Annotated in this window: 13 protein-coding genes; all 13 read left to right on the top strand. The window is 40.0% G+C overall.

Features of this window, described 5'->3' with window-relative positions:
* Positions 1-16: 16 nt before the first annotated feature.
* Positions 17-973 carry a ribose-phosphate diphosphokinase gene (locus V7266_RS15750; protein WP_335468914.1) on the top strand — a complete coding sequence of 319 codons (957 nt, stop codon included), beginning with the start codon at positions 17-19 and terminating at the stop codon, positions 971-973.
* 77 nt (positions 974-1,050) lie between these two features.
* On the top strand, positions 1,051-1,689 hold the full coding sequence (locus V7266_RS15745) for a 50S ribosomal protein L25/general stress protein Ctc (protein WP_335468913.1): 639 nt from the start codon (positions 1,051-1,053) through the stop codon (positions 1,687-1,689).
* A gap of 131 nt (positions 1,690-1,820) precedes the next feature.
* Positions 1,821-2,381 (top strand): aminoacyl-tRNA hydrolase, encoded by a 561-nt coding sequence (pth, locus tag V7266_RS15740; protein ID WP_335468942.1) that lies wholly within the window; start codon positions 1,821-1,823, stop codon positions 2,379-2,381.
* A gap of 135 nt (positions 2,382-2,516) precedes the next feature.
* On the top strand, positions 2,517-2,747 hold the full coding sequence (locus V7266_RS15735; RefSeq protein ID WP_335468911.1) for an anti-sigma-F factor Fin family protein: 231 nt from the start codon (positions 2,517-2,519) through the stop codon (positions 2,745-2,747).
* Between the two features lie 189 nt (positions 2,748-2,936).
* Entirely contained in the window at positions 2,937-6,473 is a 3,537-nt protein-coding gene (gene mfd, locus V7266_RS15730; RefSeq protein WP_335468910.1) for a transcription-repair coupling factor, read from the top strand.
* A gap of 215 nt (positions 6,474-6,688) precedes the next feature.
* Positions 6,689-7,225 carry a stage V sporulation protein T gene (gene spoVT, locus V7266_RS15725; protein ID WP_335468908.1) on the top strand — a complete coding sequence of 179 codons (537 nt, stop codon included), beginning with the start codon at positions 6,689-6,691 and terminating at the stop codon, positions 7,223-7,225.
* Positions 7,226-7,633: 408 nt separating this feature from the next.
* A complete protein-coding gene (locus V7266_RS15720) occupies positions 7,634-9,259 on the top strand; it encodes a putative polysaccharide biosynthesis protein (RefSeq protein WP_335468907.1) in 1,626 nt (541 codons plus the stop codon).
* 1 nt (position 9,260) lies between these two features.
* Complete coding sequence (gene mazG, locus V7266_RS15715; protein WP_335468905.1) at positions 9,261-10,730, top strand: nucleoside triphosphate pyrophosphohydrolase; 1,470 nt, start codon at positions 9,261-9,263, stop codon at positions 10,728-10,730.
* A gap of 18 nt (positions 10,731-10,748) precedes the next feature.
* The gene (locus tag V7266_RS15710; RefSeq protein WP_335468904.1) at positions 10,749-11,021 is read left to right on the top strand and encodes an RNA-binding S4 domain-containing protein; all 273 of its coding nucleotides are present in this window, start codon (positions 10,749-10,751) and stop codon (positions 11,019-11,021) included.
* A gap of 266 nt (positions 11,022-11,287) precedes the next feature.
* Positions 11,288-11,590, top strand: a complete 303-nt coding sequence (yabP, locus tag V7266_RS15705) for a sporulation protein YabP (protein WP_309528697.1) — start codon at positions 11,288-11,290, stop codon at positions 11,588-11,590.
* On the top strand, positions 11,587-12,219 hold the full coding sequence (yabQ, locus tag V7266_RS15700; protein ID WP_335468901.1) for a spore cortex biosynthesis protein YabQ: 633 nt from the start codon (positions 11,587-11,589) through the stop codon (positions 12,217-12,219). Before yabP ends, yabQ begins: the two co-directional genes overlap by 4 nt.
* A gap of 15 nt (positions 12,220-12,234) precedes the next feature.
* Positions 12,235-12,618 (top strand): FtsB family cell division protein, encoded by a 384-nt coding sequence (locus V7266_RS15695; RefSeq protein WP_335468899.1) that lies wholly within the window; start codon positions 12,235-12,237, stop codon positions 12,616-12,618.
* Positions 12,619-12,710: 92 nt separating this feature from the next.
* Positions 12,711-13,136, top strand: a complete 426-nt coding sequence (locus V7266_RS15690) for a S1 domain-containing RNA-binding protein (protein WP_335468898.1) — start codon at positions 12,711-12,713, stop codon at positions 13,134-13,136.
* Positions 13,137-13,273 lie beyond the last annotated feature (137 nt).

Raw genomic sequence — 13,273 nt, 5'->3', positions numbered from 1 at the left:
ATAATTGGAGGCAATTATGTCAAATCAATATTTAGATCCGAATTTAAAGGTATTTAGTTTAAACTCAAATATGCCGCTGGCCAGAGAAATTGCTAAATTCATTGGCGTAGAGCTTGGAAAATGCTCTGTAACAAGATTTAGTGATGGTGAGATTCAAATCAATATTGAAGAAAGTATCCGCGGCTGTGATGTCTATGTTATTCAATCAACAAGCCAGCCTGTTAATGAAAACATCATGGAAGTACTCATCATGATTGATGCATTAAAAAGAGCCTCTGCTAAAACGATCAACATTGTTATGCCGTATTACGGTTATGCACGTCAAGACCGTAAAGCACGTGCGCGTGAGCCAATTACTGCTAAACTAGTGGCTAATTTGCTTGAGACTGCGGGAGCAACCCGGGTTATCTGTCTTGACTTGCATGCGCCGCAAATTCAAGGCTTTTTTGAAATCCCAACTGACCATCTAATGGGTGTTCCGATTTTAGCTGAGTATTTTAAAGAGCGTCAATTTAATGGCGACGTGGTAATCGTTTCCCCAGACCATGGCGGTGTAACAAGAGCACGTAAATTGGCAGAGCGTTTAAAGGCTCCGATTGCTATCATTGATAAACGACGCCCAAGACCGAATGTTGCTGAAGTTATGAATATTGTTGGTAACATCGAAGGAAAGATTGCGATCCTGATTGATGATATCATTGATACTGCCGGAACCATTACTCTTGCTGCTAATGCCTTAGTGGAAAATGGAGCAAAAGAAGTATACGCTTGCTGTACACATCCTGTATTAAGCGGCCCAGCGATTGAAAGAATCCAAAATTCTAAGATAAAAGAATTAGTAATCACGAACTCTATTGAGCTTCCTGAAGAGAAAAATATTGATAAAATTATTCATCTTTCAGTTGCGCCATTACTTGGTGAAGCCATTATCCGTGTTCATGAAGAGCAATCAGTTTCTACATTATTTGATTGATAAATAAATGTTTAGACCTTCCTATTTTAGGGCATTTTTATATAGTAAGTGTTAAAAATAGGAGGGTATTTAAACATATGAGTACTGTTTTACAAGCAAAGGAACGGACCGAACTTCGTCATTCGTCATTAAGAAAACTCCGTCATAATGGAAATATCCCTGCAGTGGTGTATGGGGCTAAAGTTGAAAGCAAACCTGTGGTGGTAAGTTCAGCGGACTTAACCAAAACCATCCGTTCTGTCGGCAGAAATGGCGTCATCTCTCTTGATGTCGATGGCAGCAAGTATGATGTAATCTTATCTGATTACCAACAGGATTCCATTAAAAATGAAATCCTCCATGTTGATTTCTTAGCAGTAGACAAATCTTCGAAAATTAACGTGGAAGTTAGACTTGCTCTTGTTGGGGAAGCTATTGGAGTGAAAGATGGTGGTGTCTTGCAGCAGCCAATTCATCAATTATCGATAACAGCCACTCCAGATAATATTCCGCAGCAAATTGAAGTAGATATTACAAACCTCCAAGTGGGTGAAACCGTAGTGGCAGGAGATATCCCTTCCGGCGGCGGCTTTACCATTAATCATGAAGATGATGAAGTAGTTGCTTCTATCCTGCCTCCGAAACAGGAAGAAGAAATTAATTCCGGTGAGCAGCAGCAGGAGGGTCACCCTGATCATGAAGAAGGCAGAGAAACTACTCCGGTGGGAGAAGAATAAATAAAAGACGTAACCTATTTAAGGTTACGTCTTTTGACGCATAATTAAGAAAATCATGTTATTATGGGAGAATGGCGATGTTTCGAAATATTTTTAGAAGGATGGCTAAACCGGAAGAGGTGGGAACACAGATGAAATTAATCGTAGGTTTAGGTAACCCTGGCAAACAATACGATCAAACAAGACATAATATTGGTTTTGAGGTAATTGACACACTTTCCGATCAATTTTCCATCCCGTTAAATCAGTCAAAATTTAAGGGACTCTATGGAATGGGCCTACATAATGGAGAAAAGGTATTACTATTAAAACCATTAACCTATATGAACTTATCTGGGGAATCCATTAGAGCAGTCATGGATTATTATCAAATAGATTTAGAAGATTTATTAGTCATTTATGATGACTTAGATCTGCCTGTTGGGAAAATAAGACTTCGCCAAAAAGGAAGCCCAGGGGGACATAATGGCATTAAGTCAGCCGTTGCTCATCTGGGTACGCAGGAGTTTAACCGGATTCGGATAGGAATTAACCGGCCGACTCCTGGAATGAGCGTTCCAGATTACGTTCTTGGGCGTTTTCGTCCAGAGGAAAGACCTTTTACTCAAGAAGCGGTAAAAAGAAGTGCAGAGGCCTGTGCTGCCTGGTTAAATAAGCCTTTTTTACAGGTCATGAATGAATATAATCAATAAATGTTCATGATATAAGTTTTACATTCATACATTGAGTAAAACAAGGTGAAGCTATCTCCTGTGAAATCTAGTTGTATAACTTCCATCTACCAGGTTAATACTAGTAATGGAATCCTAGATTAGGGAGGGACAGGCATGGCCATCCATTATCATTGCCGTCATTGTGGTACAAAACTTGGTTCTATTGAACAAGCATCCATTCATGCAGAAACAATAGGCCTTCATAAATTAACGGATCAGGAAAGACAAGAGATGGTCTCGTACGAACCATCAGGCGATATTCATATTACAGCTATCTGTGAGGATTGTCAGGAAGCATTAGAGCGAAATCCTGATTACCATCAATACGATTTCCTTATTCACTAAAACAGAAAATATACTCTACTTGGATAATAGTCTAGCTTAGCTTCTTAGCGGATAGTTCGCGCCGCTGAAAAGGGAAATTCCGCTATTCTACTTAGCTTTGGAAGCTCTCCAAAGCATTTTTCTGTTTAAAAATTTACTACTATAAATATTGTTTTAATATAATTATTTTTTAGGAAGGGAGGAGAAACCTTGAATAGTTTAAAATCATTATTCTTAAAGCAGGAAGATGTTCTCTCCATCATTGCAGGGATTGAAGAGGGATTAAAAGAACAATTGGTTGCAGGCCTTTCTGGATCATCCCGTACTGCCCTGACTGCATCTGTCTATGAAAAGATGAAAAGGCCAATTATGCTGGTTACCCATAATCTACTACAAGCTCAAAAGCTCTATGATGACCTTGTCAATCTATTAAGTGAAAAGGAGGTCTTCCTTTTTCCGACGAATGAATTAATAGCAGCTGAGCTTAGTGTTGCCAGCCCGGAATTAAAGGCACAGCGGATAGAGGCCCTAAACTATTGGAGCAGGCAGAATAAGGGAGTATTAATTGTCCCCATTGCAGGTCTTAAAAAGATTGTTCCTCCAAAGTCGATTTGGCAGCGATTCCAGCTGTCGTTAAAACTAGGAGAAGATATCAATATAGATAAGATGTTTACGACCTTTGTGAAAATGGGGTACGTCCGGTCTGAAATGGTCACAACTCCTGGAGAATTTAGTGTAAGGGGCGGAATTATCGATATCTACCCACTGACAGAGGCAGATCCTTTGCGGATTGAGTTGTTCGATACAGAAATCGATTCCATCCGATATTTCTCCCTGGATGACCAAAGGTCAAAGGAAAAGATAAAAGAGGTTTTAATTGGGCCAGCTACGGAAATTCTCCTCGAAGCAGAAGACTATAGCCGAATCATTGGCAAGCTTGAAGAGGGTTTAGCTCAATCGCTCAGAAAATTAAAGGATGAAAAAGCAAAGATACAGCTTAGCCAAAATATCAGTTATGAGCTTGAGCAGTTAAAAAATGGTCAAAAGCCAGACCAAGTCTATAAATACTTATCATTAGCCTACGACAGGCCTAGTAGTTTACTAGACTATCTGCCAAGTAATGGGCTTGTATTTGTAGATGAAATAAGCAGAGTTCAAGAGATGAATGATTCCCTCATAAAAGAGGAAGCCGAATGGTATACAGGCTTACTTGCGGAGGGACAGATTATTCATGATCTGCATATTTCTCATGATCTGCAGGCTATGCTTCAGCGGAAGGAATTCCCACTTCTTTATATGTCACTATTTTTACGACATGTTGCCAATACAAGTCCACAAAATATTATTAATATAACTTGTAAGCAAATGCAGAATTTCCATGGTCAAATGCATTTATTAAAAGCAGAGATCGATAGATGGAAAAAAAGTAATTATTCCATTTTATTTTTGGGTGCAGATGAAGAAAGAGTAAAAAAATTAGAACGAGTTTTAGAGGATTACGATATTAGTGCCAATATTGTAAAGGATGATCAACAGCTTTTACCAAGTAAAGTTCAAATTATGAGGGGAAACCTTCACGCAGGTTTTGAACTGTCCATTCAAAAGATTGCTGTCATCACTGAGGAAGAATTATTTAATAAACGTGTGAAAAAATCAGCAGGGCGGCAAAAATTATCGAACGCAGAACGGATTAAGAGTTATTCTGAGTTGAAAATTGGGGATTATGTTGTCCATGTGAATCATGGTATCGGTAAATATTTAGGGATTGAAACGCTTGTTATCAATGGTATTCATAAAGATTACTTGCATATCCGCTATCAAGGATCAGATAAACTCTATGTTCCTGTTGAACAAATTGACCTTGTCCAAAAATATGTGGGGTCTGAAGGAAAAGAGCCAAAGGTTTATAAACTGGGAGGCAGCGATTGGAAGAAGGTCAAGAAAAAGGTTGAATCTTCTGTTCAAGATATTGCCGATGATCTGATTAAGCTATACGCAGAGAGGGAAGCGGCAGTTGGATATGCCTTTTCACCTGATGGGGATTTGCAGCGCGAATTTGAAACTTCTTTCGCCTATCAAGAAACCGAAGACCAGCTGCGCTCGATTCATGAAATTAAAAAGGACATGGAAAGGTCTCGTCCGATGGACCGCCTTTTATGTGGTGATGTTGGTTATGGTAAAACAGAAGTGGCCATCCGTGCCGCCTTCAAGGCCATAGCTGATGGTAAGCAGGTAGCCCTCTTAGTGCCAACAACCATCCTAGCGCAGCAGCACTTTGAGACGTTGAGGGAGCGTTTTCAAGATTATCCGATTAATATTGGCTTATTAAGCCGATTCCGAACCAAAAAACAGCAAACGGAAACCATTAAAGGACTTAAAGCAGGTACGATTGATATTGTAATAGGTACTCATCGTCTGCTGTCAAAAGACATTGTTTATCGTGATTTAGGACTATTGATCGTCGATGAAGAACAGAGATTTGGTGTAACCCATAAGGAAAAAATTAAGAAGCTGAAAACAAATGTCGATGTGTTAACTTTAACAGCAACACCAATTCCAAGGACACTTCATATGTCCATGCTTGGCGTGCGGGATCTATCAGTCATCGAAACACCGCCGGAAAATCGATTCCCTGTGCAAACATATGTCATGGAGTACAATGGTTCATTGGTAAGAGAAGCGATTGAACGGGAGCTTGCCAGGGACGGACAAGTATTCTTTTTATATAACCGGGTTGAAGATATTGAACGGAAGGCTGAGGAAATTTCCATGCTTGTTCCGGATGCCCGTGTAACCTATGCACATGGACAGATGACAGAAAATGAACTTGAATCAGTCATGCTTGGTTTCTTAGCTGGAGAATTTGATGTGCTCGTGAGCACTACAATTATTGAAACAGGGGTTGATATCCCGAATGTAAATACCTTAATTGTTTTCGATGCAGACCGTATGGGTCTTTCCACACTTTACCAGCTGCGCGGCAGGGTTGGGAGGTCCAATCGTGTTGCTTATGCGTATTTTACGTACCGAAAGGATAAGGTCCTGACGGAGGTTGCAGAAAAGCGTCTTCAGGCGATTAAGGAATTTACAGAGTTAGGGTCCGGTTTTAAAATCGCTATGCGGGACTTATCCATTCGTGGAGCAGGAAATTTATTAGGAGCTCAGCAGCATGGATTTATTGATTCCGTAGGGTTTGACCTTTATTCACAAATGCTCAAGGAGGCAATTGAAGAGCGGAAGGGCGATCTTGGCGGTGAAGTGAAAAAGTCTGTTGAAATTGATTTAGAAATTGATGCGTATATTCCAGATACCTATATTAAGGATGGACATCAGAAGATTGAAATGTATAAACGGTTTAGAGGGGCCGAGAGTCTGGAGGATATTGAAGAGCTGCAATCAGAAATGATTGACCGGTTTGGTGAATATCCGGATGAAGTAGATTATCTCTTCCAAATTGCCGAAATCAAGATTTATGCCCTGTTAAATGGTGTCGAGCAAATTAAACAGGCAAAACAGGAGGTAACCATCTTAGTGAATGAACAGGTTACCGGTACCATTGATGGAAGTAAAATATTCCATATAGGCAGCCAGTTTGGCAGAAATATTATCCCAGGTATGGAAGGCTCTAAATTAAAAATCATGATTAAGACGAAAGAATATGACACAGCTCCATTACTTCATGTAGTCAGCGAAATGGTCAAAGGGATCGCATTGGCTAAAAGGGGTCAAGGTAATCCAGTAAATTAGTAAAGCTCTTTGTTGTAAACTAAACAAGGGGAAATTTTATTTATCCAATTTATTAACTCTTATTATTAATTAATGGGATATTTTTCTTATATGTGAAAAAATGTTATGTTCGTGTATAGAACTTTCCAGATGAAAGATACTAATTTCAAAGCTGGTGATGATTAACATCATTACCATGTTAGTAAAATCATCAGATGAAAGTGAGGCAACATTGGATGAAAGCAACTGGAATTGTTCGTCGAATCGATGATTTGGGTCGTGTTGTTATTCCCAAAGAAATACGCAGAACTTTGCGTATCCGTGAAGGGGATCCGTTAGAGATTTTTGTAGATCGAGACGGAGAAGTCATTTTAAAAAAATATTCACCAATCAGCGAGTTAAGCGATTTTGCCAAAGAATATGCAGAAGCCCTATTTGATAGCCTCGGTAATCCCGTTTTAATTTGTGATAGAGATACGTATATTGCGGTTGCTGGTGGGTCGAAAAAGGATTACCTTAATAAGAACATCAGTGATTTAGTAGAAAAAACGATGGAAGAACGAAACTCCGTTCTACATACTCAGCAGGGTGAGATTGCGTTAACAGAAGGAAACAACGAAGCAGTCTCCTCTTACACAATTGGTCCTATCATCGCAAACGGAGACCCAATTGGTGCTGTTATTATCTTTTCAAAAGAAGGAACCCTTGGTGAAGTAGAGCAAAAAGCAGTCGAAACCGCTGCTGGGTTCCTAGCTCGACAAATGGAGTCATAATGTGAAAAGCGGAAGCACCCGTTTAGCGCACGACAGGGCAGAGGCCCGGTCCGACTGAGATAAAGGAAACACGAAGAGCATGAGCGATTCGATGTTGACTTATCGTAGGGAGGAGTGGGATGGCCGCTAGTCGCTGGGTGTTGTAGCTCGACAATTATCAAATTATTACGAAAAGACAGCAGAAGCTGTCTTTTTTATATGTCCAGCTGCAGCGCCTAGGGGTTCGGGGTCATAAGCTCCTGTTCAAGGCGCTTTCGCTTTTCTTTTAGTAGATAAGGAAATATAAAAGTTTTTGAATTTGAGAATTGTCCAGCTCCAGGCGCCATCGGGTTATGCTTGTCGCCGAGACGGGCGCCTTACGCCTTTCTTATGCTATAATACCTTGGAGTTTAGTAAGCAGGTGAAGAAATGCAGAAGTCCATTCATCAATCAAAAGCCGTCCTTAAAGGGGCCATTATTTTAACCATTGCGGCTATCTTAACCAAGATTCTAAGTGCCTTTTATCGAATTCCATTTCAAAATATTGTCGGTGATGTCGGCTTTTATATCTATCAGCAAGTATACCCGTTTTATGGTATGGCCGTGGTTCTATCCACCACGGGATTTCCGGTTGTCATCTCTAAGCTCTATGCAGAGCAAAAGGAACGGGGAGACGATGTACGGTCTCGTTTGCTGTTATTTGTCTCGTACCTCTTTCTGCAAGTATTTGGAGTCATTTGTTTCTTGATTCTTTATATAGGAGCTGATGGCATTGCCCGTTGGATGCATGACTTGCATTTGGCTATTTTACTAAAGGTGGTTGCGATTGTTTTTCTAACTTTTCCAATCAGTTCTTTGTTAAGAGGGTATTATCAGGCAATTGGAGATATGATCCCGACTGCTTTATCACAAGTCGGGGAACAGTCCATCCGGGTGCTGACGATTATCTTTTTGTCCTCTCTTTTTATGGCCAAAGGTTATTCCTTGTATTTAGTCGGTGGAGGGGCAATGTTTGGGTCGATCACTGGCAGTATTATTTCCGCAGTTATTTTGTTTATGTTCCTAAAGTTTCGTAAAGAATGGAAAATAATTATGCCTGTTAGAGGGATGATTCAAACTTATAAAAAGGAAGTTGGAGCAATCTGGAGTGCGCTCTTTTTCCAAGGATTGATGATTTGTATAAGCGGGATGCTGATGATTTTTACACAATTGGCTGATTCTCTAAACCTTTATTCGCTGCTTGTTGCAAAAGGGATGGAAGCAGAACTTGCTAAGGGTATAAAAGGAGTTTTTGACCGCGGCCAGCCATTAATCCAATTAGGAACAGTGGCTGCAACATCTATGTCATTAACTCTGGTGCCATTGATTACTAGGGCCCGTCTAGCCTCGAAATCGGCGGAATTGCGTGAACATATTCAGTTAGCATTAAAGGTTAGTATCGTCGTAGGCGCTGGGGCCTCTGCAGGTCTCTGGGCCATTATGGAGCCTACTAATATTATGCTGTTTGAAAATCGCTCATGTTCCTCTGTTTTAGGTATTCTTAGTTTTGTGATTTTTTTTACATCGATCATTTCAACGGTTATTGCGATTATGCAGGGGATGGGAAACGTGTTGTTTCCGGCTTTTGCCGTTATGATTGTTTTTCCATTGAAATATTTATTAAATAGCATGCTTATTTCGTCTTTAGGAATCATGGGGGCGGCAGTTTCCTCGCTTATTTCACTAGCAATCGTTACACTAGTCTTAATGATTGGTTTTAAACGGATGTTTAAAGGGCCAATAATAGGGAATGGATTTTTAAGAACGGTTCTGATAGCAACGTTGAGTATGGTACTGCTTTTAAAGGGCTATTTATACATAACAGATTATTTCTTTTCCACCTTTGGAATGGAGCGGCTAGGGGCCGCCTTACAATCGATAAGTGCTGTATTATGTGGGGGCTTCCTGTTTTTGTTGATTGTGATTCGTGGCAGAGTTTTTCGCGAGGAAGAACTAGCCTTTTTTCCACTAGGCAGTAAACTGATTTTATTATTAGCACGAAAGGGAAGGCGTTAAAATGGTGAAAGAAATTGAGGTGCTCGGACTGGGGGCTGGTGACTTAGAACAGCTGCCGTTTGGGGTATATAAGAAAATATTGAAGGCAAATCGTCTATTTCTACGGACAAAAGAGCATCCAGTCGTTTCAAGCCTGGAAAAAGAAGGGCTAACTTACGTTTCGTTTGATGCAGTCTATGAAAAGCATGATCATTTTGAGGCGGTTTATGAAGAAATTACTCAAATCCTTTTACAAGAGGCACAAACTGAATCGGTTATATATGCTGTTCCGGGGCACCCGCTTGTAGCGGAGCGGACTGTTCAGCTTCTTTTAGAATATGGTTCAAAGGAAGGCGTTCAAATAACCATTGGAGGAGGTCAGAGCTTTTTAGATGCTATCTTTGCTTCGTTAAAAATTGATCCGGTTGAAGGGTTTCAATTGCTCGATGGTACGGCTCTTCTTGCCAGTCAGCTCCAGCTCGAACAGCATATGTTTATCAGCCAGGTTTACGATCAATTTATTGCATCAGAAGTTAAACTTACCTTAATGGAGAAGCTGCCGGATGATTATGAGGTTTATATAGTAACCGCGGCTGGGAGCAGTCAGGAATCTATTCAAAAGGTAGCCTTGTATGAGTTGGACCGAAATGTAACATTAAACAATTTAACCTCCGTTTATGTACCTCCTGTAAAGGACGAACAAATACTCTTTAAAACTTTTAACAAGCTTCGTGACATAATTGCGATCTTAAGAGGTCCAAGTGGCTGCCCATGGGATAAGGAACAAACCCATGAATCATTAAAAAGGTACTTGATTGAAGAAACATATGAAGTGATTGATGCAATTAACAACGATGATATTGACCATTTAGTTGAAGAACTGGGGGATGTGCTCCTCCAGGTCATGCTCCATGCCCAAATTGGGGAAGATGATGGATATTTTTCTATCGATGATATTATTGAGACACTGTCGGAAAAAATGATTCGCAGACATCCGCATGTATTTGGGAATACAAAGGCAGACAACGCGGAACAAGTGGTTCAGAACTGGCAGGAAATCAAACTGCAAGAAAAAGGAAAGCAGAAACCGGCCTCCTTATTAGAAGGTGTTTCCATGGCACAGCCAAACCTGCTTCGTGCCTTTGAGCTGCAAAAGAAAGCGGCAAAGGTGGGCTTTGACTGGCAGGATATTCAACCAGCGCTCGAGAAAGTGAAAGAAGAGTTGGATGAATTTGAGAATGAGTTGGATGGAACAGAGGAGGGCTTTCTCCTTGCTAAGAAGGAATTTGGCGATTTGTTATTTGCCTTTGTCAATGTAGCGAGATTTTTAAAGATCCATCCGGAGGAAGCCCTGTTTGAAACAAATGAAAAGTTTATCCGCAGGTTTATGTATGTCGAAGAAAAGGTAAAGAACAGTGGCCGGTCCTTTGATCAGCATACACTTGAACAGCTTGATCAGTATTGGGATGAAGCGAAGGAAAAGGGATTATAAATAGAGGGGGAAGTGCAATTGCGTTTAGATAAGTTTTTAAAGGTATCAAGAATAATCAAAAGAAGGACTTTGGCTAAAGAAGTCTCTGATCAGGGTAGAATTGCAATCAATGGAAAAGAGGCAAAGGCCAGCTCTACGGTTAAAGCAGGCGATGAATTAACTATTCGCCTTGGACAGCGGATCATAACAGCTCGAATCGACCGTATTCAGGAAACAACTCGTAAGGAAGAAGCCGCTGAAATGTATACCATTTTAAAAGAAGAGAAGCTCGGCTCTACAGATCCTTTTTAAAAGATTGGACCTTTTCAACGTTATTGTTGATTTTTATACTCAGTTGATTGGAGCGGAAGGTGCTCGACTCCTGCGGGAGTACGGGGCAGGGGAGACCCCGCAGGCGCACTAGCGCCGAGGAGGCTCCCCGGCACGCCCGCGGGTTTGCTGAGCGCCTGGAGCGGAAATCAACGCTTCCGCTTTTCTTAGTAAGACTGTTCTAATTAAGGTATCGCTCACATAAAAATGTACAAAAGGGTTGTACAAATGATTGTGAGGGATGAAGGATGAGCCAATATTATGATAATAATCCGCCAAAAAGCAGTGTTCCTGATCATGATGTGATTATGAGAGGAAGAAAGCTGCTTGATATTACTGGGGTTAAACAAGTAGAAAGCTTTGATAATGAGGAGTTCTTATTAGAAACGGTAATGGGCTTTTTAGCAATCAAAGGGCAAAACCTGCAAATGAAGAACCTCGATGTCGAAAAAGGGATTGTCTCTATTAAGGGGAAAATTTTTGACTTAGTCTATCTTGATGAACAGCATGGGGAGAAAGCTAAAGGCTTCTTTAGCAAGTTATTCAAATGACACTTTCCACGCAATTTCTTACCATGCTTTCTATGATTGGCATGGGGGCATTGTTCGGTGCCATGTTTGATACGTATCAGCGGTTTTTAAATCGTCCCAAACAAAAAGCTTGGATTGTCTTCATTAATGATATCTTATTTTGGATTATTCAAGCTTTAATTATTTTCTACACTTTATTCTTAGTAAATAGAGGAGAATTGCGGTTTTATATCTTTATTGCCCTTCTTTGCGGTTTTGCCGCCTATCAGGCTATGTTTAAAGGTATCTACCTCCGTCTGTTAGAGATGGGGATCCAGTCGGTTATTGCTATTTACAAATTTATAAGAAAAATGATTCATATACTGATTTATAAACCTGTCGTTGGTCTTATTCAATTATTGATCTTGATCATTCTCACACTTGGCAGGGGACTATTAACTCTTGTCAAATTTGTTTTTAAAATTTTATTATTAATAGTGAAAATAATCTTGGTTCCACTGCAAAAGATTTTATTATTATTTTGGAAACTTTTGCCGAAAAGTCTTAAAAAAACAGTCGAGAAGTTATATAATAAAACGGCAGGAAATTTCAAGGAAATAAGGAATTATATTTATAAATGGCGAGATAAATGGAAAAAGAAAAAAGAGTAAGGAGGTTTTAGGGGAATGGGTGCGGAAACAAAACGAAATGTATCAAAAATTCAGACAACCTATGTAGAGAAGCAAGAATATGCCGAGATTGCCTCAAGCCGAAAAAGAAGACTAGTGCTAAGACGTTTGTCGGTGTTTTTTGTTTTTGCTATCTTGCTATCCTATTTGATGATTTCAAATCACATTTCCCAGACCGCAAAACTCGAGGCAAAACTGGCACAAAAGAAAAAGCTGGATCACCAGCTTGCGAATATGAAAAAGCAAGAATCCATCCTTAAAGAGGATATAGTTAAGTTAAATGATGATGATTATATCGGAAAGCTAGCAAGAAAAGAGTACTTTTTCTCAGAAAAAGATGAGGTAATTTTTAATATTCCCGATGACAAGAAAGAAAATTGATCTGGCTGTGCGAGTTATTGACACTGATTTTTTAGTTTCTGTATAATATATAGAAACATTGATTTAACATTTTAAGGAGGAACATTCTTTTTATGTCAATTGAAGTAGGCAGCAAGTTACAAGGGAAGGTAACAGGGATCACCAAGTTCGGAGCGTTTGTGGAGCTGCCGGATGGATCAACAGGACTTGTACACATCAGTGAGGTTGCTGACAATTATGTAAAGGATATTAACGATCATTTTAAGGTTGGCGACCAGGTTGAAGTAAAGGTCATTAATGTTGAGAAAGATGGAAAGATCGGCTTATCCATTAAAAAGGCTAAAGATCGACCAGAACCGGAAAAGAAGCAATATTCGCAACGCCCTCGTCAGAACCGTTCAAACGATCGTAATAACAATAAAGGGGAAACCTTTGAGTCCAAAATGGCCAAATTCCTAAAAGATAGTGAGGATCGTTTATCTTCCTTAAAACGTAACACGGAATCCAAACGTGGAGGAAGAGGAGCTAGACGGGACTGACTTGCTGCAAACTTAATGGGATAAGGCGGATTTCACTTAATATATAAAGACAAGTCGGGCGGTGGCTTGTCTTATTTTATTTGTATTTAAGAATTGCCCAGACTCTGCGGCCAACGAAAAAAGGTGCCTGTCACCAT

This window comes from Neobacillus drentensis (assembly GCF_036965645.1).
Classification (GTDB): domain Bacteria; phylum Bacillota; class Bacilli; order Bacillales; family Cytobacillaceae; genus Neobacillus; species Neobacillus drentensis_D.
This window is presented reverse-complemented; position numbering and strand designations above follow the sequence as displayed.

Excerpts from the sequence above, each read along its gene's own strand:
- V7266_RS15750 (WP_335468914.1), top strand. The coding sequence starts at position 17 with ATGTCAAATCAATATTTAGATCCGAATTTAAAGGTATTTAGTTTAAAC.
- V7266_RS15745 (WP_335468913.1), top strand. The coding sequence starts at position 1,051 with ATGAGTACTGTTTTACAAGCAAAGGAACGGACCGAACTTCGTCATTCG.
- pth (WP_335468942.1), top strand. The coding sequence starts at position 1,821 with ATGAAATTAATCGTAGGTTTAGGTAACCCTGGCAAACAATACGATCAA.
- V7266_RS15735 (WP_335468911.1), top strand. The coding sequence starts at position 2,517 with ATGGCCATCCATTATCATTGCCGTCATTGTGGTACAAAACTTGGTTCT.
- spoVT (WP_335468908.1), top strand. The coding sequence starts at position 6,689 with ATGAAAGCAACTGGAATTGTTCGTCGAATCGATGATTTGGGTCGTGTT.
- V7266_RS15720 (WP_335468907.1), top strand. The coding sequence starts at position 7,634 with ATGCAGAAGTCCATTCATCAATCAAAAGCCGTCCTTAAAGGGGCCATT.
- mazG (WP_335468905.1), top strand. The coding sequence starts at position 9,261 with ATGGTGAAAGAAATTGAGGTGCTCGGACTGGGGGCTGGTGACTTAGAA.
- yabP (WP_309528697.1), top strand. The coding sequence starts at position 11,288 with ATGAGCCAATATTATGATAATAATCCGCCAAAAAGCAGTGTTCCTGAT.
- yabQ (WP_335468901.1), top strand. The coding sequence starts at position 11,587 with ATGACACTTTCCACGCAATTTCTTACCATGCTTTCTATGATTGGCATG.
- V7266_RS15695 (WP_335468899.1), top strand. The coding sequence starts at position 12,235 with ATGGGTGCGGAAACAAAACGAAATGTATCAAAAATTCAGACAACCTAT.
- V7266_RS15690 (WP_335468898.1), top strand. The coding sequence starts at position 12,711 with ATGTCAATTGAAGTAGGCAGCAAGTTACAAGGGAAGGTAACAGGGATC.